This is a genomic window from Streptomyces sp. NPDC100445 (genome assembly GCF_044759735.1).
In the GTDB taxonomy this organism is placed as follows: Bacteria; Actinomycetota; Actinomycetes; order Streptomycetales; family Streptomycetaceae; genus Streptomyces.
The window spans coordinates 250,194-264,352 of sequence record NZ_JBIVZV010000002.1 but is presented as its reverse complement, the minus strand read 5'-3'; the positions used below and the strand labels follow the sequence as shown (position 1 = coordinate 264,352).

The window sequence follows — 14,159 nt, the reverse complement described above, 5'->3', positions numbered from 1 at the left end:
GCGGCGTGCCGCCCGCCCGGCTGTCAGGCGGGGGCCAGTTCCGCTCCCCGGCTCGCGCGGGCCCGGTCGTACCGGAGGAGGACCAGGCGGGCCATCGCCTCGTGGGCGCCGAGGGGGGCCGAGGCGAGCCACGGGGCCTGCGCCGCGCACTGGGCGGCGAAGCGGCCGGGCGCCGTGAAGTACGACGCGACCGCCACCCGGTGCCGGCCGCGTGCCGCGAGGGCGCGCAGGGCCGCCGGGACGGACGGCGCCGCCGCGGAGGCGTACGCGGGGACGACGGGGACACCGAGGCGGTCCGCGAGCAGGCGGGCGGTGCGGCGGGTGTCGACGGTCGAGTCCGGGTCGCGGGAACCGGCCGCGGCGAGGACCACCGCGCCGGCGCGGCGGGCGGCGGCGTCCATGGCCGCGGGCCAGCCGGCCTCCAGGAGGCGGTCGTGCAGGGTCCGGGCGAGGAGCGGGTGCGGGCCGAGCGGGGCGGCCACCCGGGCGCGGACCGGCGCGGCGGCGGCCATGGCGGGGATGTCCTGGCGGACGTGGTGCCCGCGGCCCAGGAGCAGCGGTACGAGGACGGCGGGGGCGGGGCCGAGGGCGGCCAGGGTGTCGGGCAGCAGGGGCGCGTTCAGCTCGATGTGGCCGAGGTGGACCGGGAGGCCGGGGCGCAGGGCGCGGACCCGCCCGGCCAGGGCCCGCACGGTGGTGAGCGCCCGGGGGTCGCGGCTGCCGTGGGCCACCAGGACCAGCGCGGCCGGCTCCGGGTCCGGGCGGCGGTGCCGGACCGGGGGGAGGAGGCGCAGCGGGGGCACCAGCCGGGCGCTGCCGCCGGTCCTCGGGTCCGCCGGGAGGCCGAGGGGGACGCGGGGTTCGTCACCGCGTGGGTTCGACGCCGTCATGGAACGATCCTGTCCGCCGGAGGTTGCGTGGCCGTTGCCGGCCCGTCACGGAGGTTTTCCGGTGTTTCACCCCGGACGGACGCGGTCTGTGAGGCGAACCGGACCGGCGCCGCCGGCGTCCTTGCCATCGGAAGCCATCTTGGGGGGGCCGTATGAGAATCCGTCGACCGCGGTTGCCGCGCACGCGCACCGGGCAGCGGCGGCTGGTGCAGGCCGTGATGGCCGGGTGCGTGCTGGCGCTGCTGCCGGTGACCTGGCTGTACGTGACGACGGCGGACCGGCTGCGCACCACGGCCGACGTGCCGCACACCCGGGTGGCGATGGTGTTCGGGGCGGGGCTGTGGCGGGGGAAGCCGTCGCCGTACCTCGCGCACCGGCTGGACGCGGCGGCCCGGCTGTACCGCGCGGGGCGGATCGAGGTCGTCCTCGTCACCGGGGACAACAGCCGCAAGGACTACGACGAGCCGGACGCCATGCGCGCCTATCTGACCCGGCACGGTGTGCCGGACGCGCGCGTCGTCAGCGACTACGCCGGTTTCGACACCTGGGACTCCTGTGTCCGGGCCCGGAGGATCTTCGGGGTGGACCGGGCGGTGCTGATCAGCCAGGGCTTCCACATCCGGCGGGCGGTCGCGCTGTGCGAGGCCGCGGGCGTGGCGTCGTACGGCGTCGGGGTCGACGCGAAGCACGACGCGACCTGGTACTACGGCGGCACCCGCGAGGTGTTCGCGGCGGGCAAGGCGGTGCTGGACGCGGTGTTCCGGCCGGACCCGAGGTTCCTCGGGCCGAGGGAGCCGGGGGTGGCACGGGCGATGGCCGCCGGGCGGTGACCGTGTCATCCCGGCCCCGGCGCCTCAGGGCCGATGGGGCCCGTCGCCCCACGCGCTCCGGCCTCACGGCCCCCGGTCCGGCGCGGGGAGGTCGCCGTGCCGGGCGTGTAACGGGATCCGGCCGGGGCGCGTAACACGCCGGACGCACGCTGGGCGGCATGGAGAACACCCCGGTGCCCACCCACTGCCCGTACTGCGCCCTCCAGTGCGGGATGACGCTCACGCCGCTGCCCCAGGGCGGTGTCGAGGTCACCGAACGCCCGGACTTCCCCGTCAACCGGGGCGCGCTGTGCGGGAAGGGCCGCACGGCGGCGGGGGTGCTGTCGCCGGCGGTGCGGCTGACCGCGCCGCTGGTCCGCAGGGGCGGCCGACTGGTGGAGACCGGCTGGCCCGAGGCGCTGGACCTGGTCGCCGAGCGGCTCGGGGCGGCCCGGGACCGGTACGGCGCCGACGCGCTCGGGGTGTTCGGCGGCGGCGGGCTGACCAACGAGAAGGCGTACGCGCTCGGCAAGTTCGCGCGGGTGGTGCTCGGCACCTCGCAGATCGACTACAACGGCCGGTTCTGCATGTCGTCGGCCGCCGCGGCGGGCACCAGGGCGTTCGGGCTCGACCGGGGGCTGCCGTTCCCGCTGGCGGACATCCCGCGGACCGGCTGCGTGATCCTCGTCGGGTCCAACCTCGCCGAGACCATGCCGCCCTCGCTGCGCTTCTTCACGGAACTCCGCGACAACGGCGGCACGTTGATCGTCGTGGACCCGCGCCGCACCCGGACCGCCGAACAGGCCGACCTGCACCTCGCGCCGCGCCCCGGCACCGACCTCGCCCTCGCCCTCGGCCTGCTGCACCTGGTGGTCGCGGAGGGCCGGACCGACGAGGAGTACATCCGGGAGCGGACCACCGGCTGGACCGGGGCCCGGGCGGCGGCGATGGCGCACTGGCCGGAGCAGGTGGAACGGATCACGGGGGTGTCCGTTCCCGAACTGCGCGCGGCGGTACGGATGTTCTGCGAGCCGGAGGCGGCGATGGTGCTGACCGCGCGCGGGCCGGAGCAGCAGTCCAAGGGCACCGACACGGTGGGCGCGTGGATCAACCTGTGCCTGGCCACCGGGCGGGCCGGCCGCCCGCTGTCCGGGTACGGGTGCCTGACCGGGCAGGGCAACGGGCAGGGCGGACGCGAGCACGGCCAGAAGGCCGACCAGTTGCCCGGCTACCGCAGGCTCGACGACCCGGCGGCCCGGCGGCACGTGGCCGGGGTATGGGGCGTGGACCCGGACACGCTGCCCGGCCCGGGGCGCAGCGCCTACGAGCTGCTCGACGCCCTCGGCACGGATGTCCGGACGCTGCTGCTCATGGGCTCCAACCCGGTGGTGTCCGCCCCCCGCGCGGCCCACGTCGAGGAGCGGCTGCGCTCGCTGGACTTCCTGGCGGTGGCCGACGTCGTCCTGTCGGAGACGGCGGAGCTGGCGGACGTCGTGCTGCCGGTCGCGCAGTGGGCGGAGGAGACCGGCACGACGACCAGCCTGGAGGGCAGGGTCCTGCTGCGCCGCCGGGCCGTCGCTCCCCCGCCGGGAGTCCGCACCGACCTGTACGTCCTGCGCGAGCTGGCCGCCAGGCTCGGTGTGGAGAAGGGGTTCCCGGCCGACCCCGAGGAGGTCTTCGAGGAGCTGCGCCGGGCCAGCGCCGGCGGCCCCGCCGACTACTCGGGGATCACCTACCGGCGCCTCGCGGAGGAGAACGGCGTCTTCTGGCCCTGCCCGGCCGGATCGCCCGCCGCGGGGGCCGGGGAGACACCCCGTCCCGGCGCCGGGCCGCACCCGGGGACGCCGCGGCTCTTCCTCGACCGGTTCCCCACCGCGGACGGCCGCGCCCGGTTCGTCCCGGTCGTGCACCGGCCGACCGCCGAGGAGCCGGACGAGGAGTATCCGCTGCTGCTGACCACCGGCCGGGTGGTGTCGCAGTACCAGTCGGGGGCGCAGACCCGGCGGGTGGCGGAGCTGAACGCGGCGGCGCCGGGGCCGTTCGTGGAACTGCATCCGCGGCTGGCGGCCCGGCTGGGGGCGGCCGACGGCGACCCGCTCGCGGTGGTCTCCCGGCGGGGCCGGGCCGTGGCGCCGGCCCGGGTCACCGCCACCATCCGCCCGGACACCGTGTTCATGCCGTTCCACTGGCCCGGCGAGGGCCGCGCCAACACCCTCACCAACCCGGCCCTGGACCCCACCTCGGGGATGCCGGAGTTCAAGTCGTGCGCGGTGCGGGTCGAGGTCGTCGGACCCCGGACGCGGCCGGGGGGCGCCCTGGCGTAGGTTCGGGGTATGGCCGACACCGGGCAGTACGACCTCGACGCCTATCTCGACCGCATCGGCTGGAAGGGCGGGCGGCGGGCCGACCTGGACACCCTGCGCGGCGTGCACCTGGCGCACGCGCTGTCGCTGCCGTTCGAGAACCTGGACCCGCTGCGCGGCACGGTGCCCTCGCTGGCGCCCGCGGACCTGGCGGCGAAGATGGTGCACGGCCGACGGGGCGGCTACTGCTACGAGCACAACACCCTGCTCCGGCTGGCGCTGGAGGCGCTCGGTTTCCGGGTGACCCCGCTGGCCGGCCGGGTGGTGCTGGGCGCCGAGACCCCGTGGAGCCGGCCGCGGACGCACACGATGCTCCAGGTGGAGGTGGCGGGCGAGGCGGAGCCGTACCTGGCGGACGTCGGTTTCGGCGCCGTGGGGGCGCTGCTGCTGCCGGTGCCGCTGGTCCCCGGCACCGAGTCGGAGGGCGCCGGGCGCCGACACCGGCTGGCCCCGCTGCCGCACGACGGGCCGCCGGGGCTGTGGCAGTTGGAGACCTACGACCGCGGGGACGGGGTATGGGCCGGGCAGTACGCGTTCACCCGGGAGCCGTTCACCGCCGTCGACCTGGAGGTCTTCAACTGGTACGTCGCCACGCACCCGCGTTCGCCGTTCACCCGCCGCCCCTATCTCCAGCGGACCACCGCCGAGCGTCATCTCGCCCTGGACGGCGACCGGTTCACCGAGACCCTGACCGACGGCACGGTGTCGGAGCGCACGTTGACGATCGAGGCGCAGGCGCGGCGACTGGTGGACGAGGAGTTCGGCATCGAGGTGCCCGAGGGGCTGGCCCTGCTGGGCTGAGTTCAGCGGCCGTCCCGCCGCCCGCCGCCCGGCACCGGCCGGTCCCGGGCGCGCAGCCGGTCGGCGACGCGCGGCCCGGCCAGGTACACCCAGGCGCGCACGGTGGTGCCGTCGGCGCGTTCGACGTCCCGGGCGACGCGTTCGTAGAGGCTGCGGGCGTCGCCGGGCTGCTCGACGGCGTACGGGTGACCGGGCCGGCGTACAGGGCGGCGCCGGTCAGCCGGGCCGGTTCCGGGGGAGGGCGCGGCCGCGCAGGAAACGGTCGTGGTGCCTGCCGCCGGCGCGCAGGGTGCCGTGGACGAAGAAGGGGCGGGCGCCGCGGGGCGGGAGGTCCTCGACGGTCACGGCACGAGTGTGCACCCCGCCGGGCCGCTCGTCCACGGTGCGGGCCGACGGGTGGAGGCCAATCGTGTGCTCTTCATACTTAACCCTCCGCACGCTCGTGACCTGCTGGAATCCTCCCCGGCTGGGCCGTGTGGGGGGCCGTCCGTGCCACCCGTTCACCGCAGTCCCGGCGGCACCCCGGCAAGCGCGACGCCGCCGGTGCGACTTATCTCGGTGGAGCAGGGGCGCACCCCTGGACGAGTCGGACAAGCTCTGGGGAGCACCATGCGACGCACTGCCCGTCTGCTGGCCGGTACGGCGCTCGCCGTGACCGCGGCGGCGCCCGCCCACGGTCTGGCCGGAGGCACCGGCCGCCTGGACGCGTACCCGTCCACCGTGGCGCCCGGCGGTCGGGTCACGGTGAACACCGCCGTGTGCGGGGAACGGGGTTCGGCGACCGGGGACGCGGGCGCGGTCGGCGCCGGCACGTTCCCCCTGGCGCCCACCGCGCACGCCGGCGAGGCGATCGGCGAGTTCCGGGTGCCGCCGAGCGCGCAGCCCGGGACGTACGAGATCGTCGCCCGGTGCGCCGAGGGCGACCGGCAGGCGACGGGCGACCTGGTGGTGACCCTGGGCGCGGCGCACGAACAGGTGCAGCCGCACGGCAGTGTGAAGACGGGGGTCGGCGGCGGACTGGGCCCCGACCCCGTGCAGACCGCGGCGGGTGTGGCGGCACTGGCCGTCGCCGCCGCGGGCGGTACCTGGCTCCTGCGCCGGGCGAGAGGCGACGGGATCTGACGGACACCCTCCGCTGTCCGTCCGCCGGTACCGCACGTCCCGCCCCCTCCGGGTCCGACGCCCCTCGCGGCCCGGAGGGGGAGGGGACCGGCACCCGCGCCGGTCCCCTTCCGAAGGGTCCCGTTCGGGGGCGCGCCCCCGGGAGAGGGGTTCGCATGCGCAGCAGAGCGAGGCTCGGCGACACCGCCATAGCCGCGGTCACCGTCGTCGCCCTCGGTTCCGGCGTGTGGCTGCTGGGCGGTGGCGCCGGCGGTCACGCGCCCCCGCAGCCGGCCGCCACCGAGGGCCGCCCCGACCCGGGGGAGGAACGGCTCGCGGCGCCCGCGCTCGCGCCGTCCCCGCCGGTCCGCATCCGCATCCCCGCGATCCGGGTGGACGCCCCGCTGACGGGCCTGGCGCTGACCCGTTCCGGCAATCTCGAGGCGCCGCCCGCCGGACGGAAGAACCTGGCCGGCTGGTACCAGGCCGGCACCGTGCCCGGCGAGACGGGCACCGCGGTCGTCGCCGGCCACGTCGACAACACCGAGGGCCCCGCCGTCTTCTACGACCTCGGGGCGCTGAAGCGGGGCGCCACCGTCGAGGTGGACCGTCGGGACGGCAGCGTGGCCGTCTTCACCGTGGACGCGGTGGAGGTGTACCCGGCCCGGGGTTTCCCCGACGACAAGGTGTACGGCGCCGCACCCCGACCCGAACTGCGCGTCATCACCTGCGGCGGCGGCTACTCCCGGACGACCGGCTACCAGGGCAACGTGGTGGTGTTCGCGCACCTGACGGGCAGCCGCCACGGCACCGGGCAGGCGACAGAGGCCCGCTGACCGGCCGCGGGAGAACGGCGCCCACGGCCTCACACCCCCGGTGCACCGCCACTGAGGGCAGCGTTCCCGGTGGGAAACAGCGGTGATGCCACCGGGTAACGTCGGGACCGCACGCTCGGGACATGACCTCGACAACGCGTGTGGTGGTGATCGGCGCCGGCCTCGCGGGCGTACGGCTCGCCCGGCGGCTCGGCGAACTGGGCACGCCCGCGCTGCTCGTCGGCGAGGAGGAGCACCCCCCGTACAACCGCGTCCTGCTGGCCGAGGTGCTGGCCGGCCGGTACGCCCCGGAGGTGATCGCCCTCCCGCCGCCCGACGGCCTGCTGCGCGCCCGGATCACCGGGATCGACCGGGCCGCCCGGACCCTCACCCGCGCCGACGGCCCACCGCTCGCCTACGACACCCTGGTCCTGGCCACCGGCTCCAACCCGGTGCTGCCGCCGCTGCGCGGCCTGTTCACGGCCGGCGGCCGGCTGCCCGAGGGCGTCCACGCGTTCCGCACCCTGGACGACTGCCTGGGCCTGGCGAAGGCCGTCCGGCCGGGGGTGCGGGCCGTCGTCGTCGGCGGCGGCCTGCTGGGGGTCTCCGCGGCCCGCGCGCTCGCCGTGCGCGGCGCCCAGGTCGTCCTCGCCCAGCAGTCCGAACGACTCATGGAACGCCAGCTCGACCCGGACGCCTCCCGGCTGGTGCTGCGGCACCTCACCGACCTGGGCGTCGAGGTGCACACCGAGTGCCGGGTGCGGGACGTGGCGTGCGCCGCGGGCGCGGTCCGCTCGGTGGAGCTGGCCGACGGCTACACCCTGGACGCCGACCTCGTGGTGGTCGCCTGCGGGGTGCGCCCGCGCACCGGCCTCGCGGAACAGGCGGGGCTCGCCGTCCACCGGGGCGTCCTCGTGGACGACGCGCTGCGCACCTCGGACCCGCACATCCACGCCGTCGGCGACTGCGCCCAGCACGACGGCACCGTCTACGGCCTGGCCGCCCCCGCGCTGGAACAGGCCGACGTGCTCGCCCGGCTGCTCGCCGGCGACCCGGACGCCCGCTACCGCGGCACCCGTTCCCTGACCCGGCTGACCCTCACCGGCACCGGCACCGGCTCCCCGTTCGACCTCGCCGCGTTCGGCGACCCCGACCCCCTCCCCGGCGACGACGTCGTGCGGCTCGCCGACGCCACCCGGGGCACCTACCGCAAGGTCGTCGTCCGCGGCGAACGCCTGGTCGGCGGGGTCCTCGTCGGCGAACTCGGCACCGTCGGCGCGCTCGCCCGCGCCTGGGAGGGGGCGGAGCCGCTCCCCGGTGACGGCCCGCTGCTCCACCTGCTCACCCACGATGGAGGCTCCTGAATGTCCGCCACCCCGGAGGCCACCCCCACGATCGCGCTCGTCGGCCACGGCATGGTCGGCCAGCGCTTCCTCGAAGCGCTCGCCGAGCGCGGCCTGACCGCGACCCACCGCGTGGTCGTGCTGTGCGAGGAGCCACGCCCGGCCTACGACCGCGTCCAGCTGACCTCGTACTTCTCCGGCCGGACGCCGGAGGAACTGTCCCTGACCGACCGGCGGTTCCTCGACGACCACGGCATCGAGCTGCACCTCGGTGACCCGGCGGAGACCGTCGACCGCGAGGCCCGGCGGGTGACCGCCCGCTCCGGCCTGGTCGTCGACTACGACGTCCTCGTCCTGGCCACCGGCTCCTACCCGTTCGTGCCGCCGGTGCCGAACAAGGACGCCACCGGCTGCTTCGTCTACCGCACCATCGAGGACCTCCTCGCCATCGAGGAGTACGCGGGGCGCGAGGCCTCGACCGGCGCCGTGGTCGGCGGCGGCCTGCTCGGCCTGGAGGCGGCCGGTGCCCTCAAGGGCCTCGGACTCGACGCCCACATCGTGGAGTTCGCGCCGCGCCTGATGCCGGTGCAGGTGGACGAGGGCGGCGGCGCGGCCCTCCTGCGGACCATCGAGGAGATGGGCCTGACGGTCCACACCGGGGTGGGCACCCAGGAGATCGTCACGGACGCCTCCGGTGCCGTCACCGGCATGCGGCTCTCCGACGGCTCCGAACTCGCCACCGACCTGGTGGTGTTCAGCGCCGGCGTCCGCCCCCGCGACCAGCTGGCCCGCGACTGCGGTCTGGCGGTCGGCGAGCGCGGCGGCATCACGGTCGACGAGCAGTGCCGCACCGTCACCGACCCGCGCGTCTTCGCCATCGGCGAGTGCGCGCTGGCCGCGGACGGCCGGGTGTACGGCCTGGTGGCGCCCGGATACGAGCAGGCTGCGACCGCGGCGGCGACGATCGCGTGCGACGAGGCGTCCTTCACCGGGGCCGACCTGTCCACCAAGCTGAAGCTGCTCGGCGTGGACGTGGCCTCCTTCGGCGACGCGCACGGCACCACCGCGGACTGCCTGGACGTCGTCTACTCCGACTCCCGCGCCGGCCTGTACAAGAAGCTGGTCATCGGCCGGGACGGCACCCTGCTCGGCGGTGTCCTGGTCGGCGACGCGGAGGCGTACGGCACCCTGCGCGCGCTCACCGGCTCGGTGCCGCCCGTCTCCCCCGAGTCGCTCGTGCTGCCCGCCGGCGCCGGCAGCGCGGGCGGACTCGGCCCGTCCGCGCTGCCGGACGACGCGATCGTCTGCTCCTGCCACAACGTCACCAAGGGCACGATCCGCGGCGCGGTCACCGACCACGCGTGCACCAGCGTGCCCGAGGTGAAGAAGTGCACCCGGGCCGGCACCGGCTGCGGCTCCTGCGTGAAGGTCCTCGGCCAACTGGTCACCGCCGAGCTGGAGGCGTCCGGCGTCACGGTCGACAAGGGGCTGTGCGGCTGCTTCCCCCAGGCCCGCGAGGAGCTGTACGAGATCGTCCGCGCTCTGCGGATCACCTCCTACCGGGAGCTGCTGGACCGCTACGGCCGCGAGGACGCCCGCGGCGGGGACGGCTGCGAGGTGTGCAAGCCGGCCGTCGGCTCGGTCATCGCCTCGCTCGCCCCGGCGATCGGCGCCAGCGGCTACGTCCTGGACGGCGAGCAGGCGGCCCTCCAGGACACCAACGACCACTTCCTCGCCAACCTCCAGAAGAACGGCTCGTACTCGGTCGTGCCGCGGATCCCCGGCGGGGAGATCGCACCGGAGAAGCTGATCGTGATCGGCGAGATCGCCCGGGACTTCGGCCTCTACACCAAGATCACCGGCGGTCAGCGGATCGACATGTTCGGCGCCCGGGTCGAGCAGCTCCCGCTGATCTGGGCGCGGCTGGTGGACGCCGGCTTCGAGTCCGGGCACGCCTACGGCAAGTCGCTGCGCACGGTGAAGTCCTGCGTGGGCTCCACCTGGTGCCGCTACGGCGTGCAGGACTCGGTGCGGATGGCGATCGACCTGGAGCTGCGCTACCGGGGGCTGCGGTCCCCGCACAAGCTGAAGTCGGCCGTGTCCGGGTGCGCCCGCGAGTGCGCGGAGGCCCAGTCGAAGGACTTCGGGGTGATCGCCACCGCCCACGGCTGGAACCTGTACGTCGGCGGCAACGGCGGGGCCACCCCGCGCCACGCCGACCTGCTCGCCCAGGACCTGTCCGACGCCGAACTGGTCCGCCTCATCGACCGCTTCCTGATGTTCTACATCCGCACGGCCGACCGCCTGGAGCGCACCAGCACCTGGCTGGAGCGGATCCCGGGCGGCCTGGAGCACGTAAGGGACGTGGTGGTGCACGACTCGCTCGGCATCTGCGACGAGCTGGAGCGGCTGATGCGGGCGCACGTCGCGCACTACCGCGACGAGTGGGCGGAGACGGTGAACGACCCCGAGCGGCTGGCCCGGTTCGTGTCCTTCGTGAACGCCCCGGACACCCCGGACCCGGTCGTCTCCTTCGTCCCCGAACGCGACCAGATCAAGCCCGACCTGCCGCTGCTGGCCATCGGCGGGCGGCCCGCCGACGACGTCCTGGAAGGAAGCGCCCAGCGATGACCCTGGCACTCGAGACGACCGACCTGACGGTACAGCTCCGGCTGGCGGACGGCTGGTTCCCGGTCTGCGACCTGAGCACGCTCGTCCCCGGCCGGGGGGTGGCGGCCCTGCTGCCGGACGGCCGGCAGGCGGCCGTCTTCCGTGACCGCGCGGACCGGCTGTACGCCGTCGACAACCGTGACCCCTTCACCGGCGCGGCCGTCCTCTCACGCGGCCTGACCGGCAGCGTCGGGGGCCGCCCGTACGTGGCGTCCCCGCTGCTCAAGCAGCGCTTCGACCTGGCCGACGGCCAGTGCCTGGACGACGAGACGGTACGGGTGGCCACCTACCCGGTCCGGGTGGTCCCGCCGTCACCCGCGTGAGCGCGGGCGCGGGGCGGGCCGCGGCTCAGTCGATCCCGGACCGCTCCACCCCGGCCACGATCCACCGCTGGAAGCACAGGAACACCACCAGCAGCGGCAGCACCGAGACGGCGGCCGCGACGAACAGCTCGTGCAGCCGCACGACCTGCGCGGTGGTGAACGTGGACAGGGCGACCTGCACCGTCCAGGCGTCCTGGTCCTGCCCGATCACCAGCGGCCACAGGAAGGAGTTCCAGGCGCCGAGGAACACGATCGTCCCGACGGCCGCGAACACCGGCCGGGCGTTCGGCACGACGACCAGCCAGTACGTCCGCCAGTACCCGAGCCCGTCCACCTGCGCCGCGTCCTCCAGCTCACGGGGGAACCCGAGGAAGTACTGCCGGAAGACGAAGCAGGCGAACGCCGGGAACAGCGTCGGGACGATCAGCCCGCGCAGCGTGGATATCCAGCCCAGCGACGACACCAGCACGAAGCTGGGGACGAACGTGACGGCCGCCGGGACCAGCAGGGTGCCCAGGACGGCGTGGAACACCTTGTTCGCGTGCCGGTAGGGGATGCGGGCCAGGCCGTACCCGGCGAGGGAGGCCAGGAGGAGGGTGCCCAGGGTGGTGGCGACCGCGATCAGCGCGGAGTTGAGCAGGGACCGGGCGAACGGCACGGACGGGTCGGCGAACAGCTCGCCGACGTTCCCCCACCGCACGTGGCGCGGGAAGAACGTCCAGTCCGGGGAGGTGATGTCCCGCTCGGCGGACAGGCCGTTGCGCACCAGCAGGTAGAAGGGGATCAGGAAGAGCAGGGCGAGCACGGTCAGCAGCACCAGCCGCAGCGCCCGGCCGGCCCGCACCAGGGCGTCATCCATCGGCTTCCGTCCTTCCCAGTCCCAGCCAGCGCGCCTGCCCCATCGTGACGACGAGGACGACCAGCGCCAGGATCACCGCGCCCGCGCTGCCGAGCCCCAGGTTCTGCCCCTGCCCGAGCGCGGTGTAGTACAGGTAGACCAGGGGCGGCCGGGCGTAGGGCGGGTAACCCCGCGCGTCCGACAGCAGGTTGTAGAACTCGTCGAAGGCCTGGAAGGCGTTGACGACGAGGAGCAGCACCACCGCGACCGAGGTGGCCCGCAGCTGGGGCAGGGTGATGTGCCGCAGCACGGTCCAGCCGGGCCGGGCCCCGTCCACGGCCGCCGCCTCGTAGAGCACCGGGTCGATCCGCTGGAGCCCGGCCAGGAAGAGGATCATGTAGAACCCGGCCTGGAGCCACAGCCGTACGGTCACGATGACCAGCCAGTACCAGGGCGGGTCGGACGAGGCCAGCCAGGCGACGGGGTCGGCGCCGAACCAGCCCAGCACGGTGTTGGCCAGCCCGAACCGCACCCCGCTGAAGACGGACATCTTCCACACCAGCGCGGCCACCACGTAGCTGCACGCGGCCGGCAGGAAGAACACGGAGCGGAAGAACGCCCGGGCCCGCCGGACCCGGTTGACCATCAGGGCCAGGGACAGGGCGCACCCGTAGGTGACGGGCACGATGAAGGCGGTGAAGACCAGGAAGGTGCGCAGGCTGTCGAGGAAGGCGTGGTCCCCGAGCATCGCCGTGTAGTTGTCCAGCCCGGTGAAGTGCGTGGGCGTGACGGTGTTGTGCGCGTCGAAGAAGCTGAGCGCCACGCTCCACAGCAGCGGCACGTACGTGAACAGGGCGAGCCCGAGGGCGAAGGGCCCCACGAACACCCAGAACCACAGCGCCCGCCGCCGCCTCACCCCTTCTTCCTCACCCGGTCGAGTTCGGCCGACACCTTCCCGACGACCGGCCTCAGCTCCCGCGCGGGGTCGGCCCCGTTCCTGATGATCCGGCTGAGCGCGTCCTGGTAGGCGGTCTGGGCCACCGGGGTCCACAGCAGCGGCTGGGCGTAGCCGTGCTCGGTGGTGAACCGGACGACGTCGGCGGCGGCCCCCGACCTCAGCCGGTCCGCCTTCTTCGCGAGGGAGATCCGGGCCGGGATGTGGAAGCCGTACGACAGCGCGAAGTCCCGCTGGTAGTCGGTCCGTCGCACCCACAGCCACTTCACGTACTCCTTGGCGGCCTCCCGGTGCCGGCTGCGGGCGCTGACCGCGGACCCGTACGCGCCGACGGGTACGGCGGGCCGGCCGCCGGGCCCGTCGGCGGGGAACGGCAGCACCCCGAAGTCGTCCCCGAGTTCCTTCCGCACCTGCGGCAGTGCCCACAGCCCGGACCACTGCATCGCGGTCAGCCCCTGCACGAAGGCGGACGGGTCGGACCAGTCGCTGGGCGCGCCCAGCAGCAGCGATTTGTCGGCGTACAGCCGGTGCAGCTTGCCGAGGGTGCGGGCGGCGGCGGGGTCGTCGAACCCGGGCCTGCCGTCCTCGGTGACGAGGCTGAGTCCCGCCGCGTACAGCGGGGTCCCGCCGAGCACGCCCGCTCCCCCGTCGTTGCCGAGGAACAATCCCTTGGTCCTGCGGTCGGTGAGCGCGTGCGCCGCCTCGACCAGGGCGTCCAGGGTGGTGGGCGGCTCCACACCGGCGTCCTTCAGCAGGCTCTTGCGGTAGTACAGCAACTGGGTGTCGATGACCTGGGGTACGGCCCAGATCCTGCCGTCGTACGTCTTCGGCGCGAGCGCGGCCGGCGCGAAGTCGTGCCTGACGCCCGCCAGCAGATCGGTGAGGTCGACGACCTGCCCGCCCCGGATCTGGTCCAGCGTCGGCCCGTTGACCTCGAAGACGTCGGGTCCGGAACCGGTGAGCAGCGCGGCGGCGGTCTGCTGGTCGTAGTTCCCCGGCCGCCACTGCACCTCGACGTGCGCCCCGGAGTACGCGCGGGCGTAGCGCCGCACCGCCTGTTCGGTGCCCTGCTCCCCGTACTGGTGGTACCACTGCGACAGCGACGGTCCCGAACCCCCGCCGCCACGCCCGGTGTTGCTCCCGCACGCCGTCAGCAGTCCGGCGCCCGCACCCGCGGCGAGCAGGGTCCTGCGGCTGATCGTCATCCTGTGCCCCCAGACGTCCGTCATCGATGCACGGCCCAACGATCAA

13 protein-coding genes are annotated in these 14,159 nt (G+C 74.9%); 8 read left to right on the top strand and 5 right to left on the bottom strand.

Annotation, left to right across the window (positions count from 1 at the left end; genetic code table 11):
• Nucleotides 1–23 precede the first annotated feature (23 nt).
• The gene (locus ACIQVT_RS06535) at nt 24–890 is read right to left on the bottom strand and encodes a sirohydrochlorin chelatase (RefSeq protein WP_403748517.1); all 867 of its coding nucleotides are present in this window, start codon (nt 888–890) and stop codon (nt 24–26) included.
• 152 nt (nt 891–1,042) lie between these two features.
• Between ACIQVT_RS06535 and ACIQVT_RS06530 the strand changes: the two genes are divergently transcribed.
• From ACIQVT_RS06530 to ACIQVT_RS06520, 3 genes are all read left to right on the top strand, one after another.
• A complete protein-coding gene (locus ACIQVT_RS06530; RefSeq protein WP_403748515.1) occupies nt 1,043–1,720 on the top strand; it encodes a vancomycin high temperature exclusion protein in 678 nt (225 codons plus the stop codon).
• A 158-nt stretch (nt 1,721–1,878) separates the two neighbouring features.
• Entirely contained in the window at nt 1,879–4,023 is a 2,145-nt protein-coding gene (locus ACIQVT_RS06525) for a molybdopterin oxidoreductase family protein (RefSeq protein ID WP_403748513.1), read from the top strand.
• A gap of 9 nt (nt 4,024–4,032) precedes the next feature.
• On the top strand, nt 4,033–4,863 hold the full coding sequence (locus ACIQVT_RS06520; protein WP_403748511.1) for an arylamine N-acetyltransferase: 831 nt from the start codon (nt 4,033–4,035) through the stop codon (nt 4,861–4,863).
• A 216-nt stretch (nt 4,864–5,079) separates the two neighbouring features.
• Here the strand turns inward: ACIQVT_RS06520 and ACIQVT_RS06515 are convergent, their stop codons facing one another.
• Nucleotides 5,080–5,208 (bottom strand): hypothetical protein, encoded by a 129-nt coding sequence (locus ACIQVT_RS06515; protein WP_403748508.1) that lies wholly within the window; start codon nt 5,206–5,208, stop codon nt 5,080–5,082.
• Nucleotides 5,209–5,472: 264 nt separating this feature from the next.
• Here ACIQVT_RS06515 and ACIQVT_RS06510 point away from each other — a divergent pair, with 264 nt between their 5' ends.
• The 5 genes from ACIQVT_RS06510 (at nt 5,473) to nirD (ending at nt 11,115) form a co-directional block, all read left to right on the top strand.
• Nucleotides 5,473–5,985, top strand: a complete 513-nt coding sequence (locus ACIQVT_RS06510) for a hypothetical protein (RefSeq protein ID WP_403748506.1) — start codon at nt 5,473–5,475, stop codon at nt 5,983–5,985.
• Between the two features lie 155 nt (nt 5,986–6,140).
• Nucleotides 6,141–6,800, top strand: a complete 660-nt coding sequence (locus ACIQVT_RS06505; RefSeq protein WP_403748504.1) for a class F sortase — start codon at nt 6,141–6,143, stop codon at nt 6,798–6,800.
• A gap of 122 nt (nt 6,801–6,922) precedes the next feature.
• Nucleotides 6,923–8,143: an NAD(P)/FAD-dependent oxidoreductase gene (locus ACIQVT_RS06500; RefSeq protein ID WP_403748502.1), complete on the top strand. Its 1,221-nt coding sequence runs from the start codon at nt 6,923–6,925 to the stop codon at nt 8,141–8,143.
• Nucleotides 8,144–10,753 carry a nitrite reductase large subunit NirB gene (gene nirB / locus ACIQVT_RS06495; protein WP_403748499.1) on the top strand — a complete coding sequence of 870 codons (2,610 nt, stop codon included), beginning with the start codon at nt 8,144–8,146 and terminating at the stop codon, nt 10,751–10,753.
• A complete protein-coding gene (gene nirD, locus ACIQVT_RS06490) occupies nt 10,750–11,115 on the top strand; it encodes a nitrite reductase small subunit NirD (RefSeq protein WP_403748495.1) in 366 nt (121 codons plus the stop codon). Before nirB ends, nirD begins: the two co-directional genes overlap by 4 nt.
• Before the next feature lie 25 nt (nt 11,116–11,140).
• Here nirD and ACIQVT_RS06485 read toward each other — a convergent pair whose 3' ends face one another.
• The 3 genes from ACIQVT_RS06485 to ACIQVT_RS06475 are packed head-to-tail and all read right to left on the bottom strand — an operon-like array spanning nt 11,141 to nt 14,113.
• A complete protein-coding gene (locus ACIQVT_RS06485; RefSeq protein ID WP_403748493.1) occupies nt 11,141–11,974 on the bottom strand; it encodes a carbohydrate ABC transporter permease in 834 nt (277 codons plus the stop codon).
• On the bottom strand, nt 11,967–12,869 hold the full coding sequence (locus tag ACIQVT_RS06480; protein ID WP_403748490.1) for a carbohydrate ABC transporter permease: 903 nt from the start codon (nt 12,867–12,869) through the stop codon (nt 11,967–11,969). Before ACIQVT_RS06480 ends, ACIQVT_RS06485 begins: the two co-directional genes overlap by 8 nt.
• Nucleotides 12,866–14,113, bottom strand: coding sequence for an ABC transporter substrate-binding protein (locus ACIQVT_RS06475; RefSeq protein WP_403749711.1), 1,248 nt, complete (start codon nt 14,111–14,113; stop codon nt 12,866–12,868). Before ACIQVT_RS06475 ends, ACIQVT_RS06480 begins: the two co-directional genes overlap by 4 nt.
• Nucleotides 14,114–14,159: the final 46 nt, after the last annotated feature.

What these genes read in the sequence shown, in the direction of transcription:
- ACIQVT_RS06475 (WP_403749711.1), bottom strand. Translation starts at nt 14,113, where the DNA reads ATGACGATCAGCCGCAGGACCCTGCTCGCCGCGGGTGCGGGCGCCGGA.
- ACIQVT_RS06510 (WP_403748506.1), top strand. Translation starts at nt 5,473, where the DNA reads ATGCGACGCACTGCCCGTCTGCTGGCCGGTACGGCGCTCGCCGTGACC.
- ACIQVT_RS06500 (WP_403748502.1), top strand. Translation starts at nt 6,923, where the DNA reads ATGACCTCGACAACGCGTGTGGTGGTGATCGGCGCCGGCCTCGCGGGC.
- ACIQVT_RS06530 (WP_403748515.1), top strand. Translation starts at nt 1,043, where the DNA reads ATGAGAATCCGTCGACCGCGGTTGCCGCGCACGCGCACCGGGCAGCGG.
- ACIQVT_RS06525 (WP_403748513.1), top strand. Translation starts at nt 1,879, where the DNA reads ATGGAGAACACCCCGGTGCCCACCCACTGCCCGTACTGCGCCCTCCAG.
- nirD (WP_403748495.1), top strand. Translation starts at nt 10,750, where the DNA reads ATGACCCTGGCACTCGAGACGACCGACCTGACGGTACAGCTCCGGCTG.
- ACIQVT_RS06520 (WP_403748511.1), top strand. Translation starts at nt 4,033, where the DNA reads ATGGCCGACACCGGGCAGTACGACCTCGACGCCTATCTCGACCGCATC.
- ACIQVT_RS06485 (WP_403748493.1), bottom strand. Translation starts at nt 11,974, where the DNA reads ATGGATGACGCCCTGGTGCGGGCCGGCCGGGCGCTGCGGCTGGTGCTG.
- ACIQVT_RS06535 (WP_403748517.1), bottom strand. Translation starts at nt 890, where the DNA reads ATGACGGCGTCGAACCCACGCGGTGACGAACCCCGCGTCCCCCTCGGC.
- ACIQVT_RS06505 (WP_403748504.1), top strand. Translation starts at nt 6,141, where the DNA reads ATGCGCAGCAGAGCGAGGCTCGGCGACACCGCCATAGCCGCGGTCACC.
- nirB (WP_403748499.1), top strand. Translation starts at nt 8,144, where the DNA reads ATGTCCGCCACCCCGGAGGCCACCCCCACGATCGCGCTCGTCGGCCAC.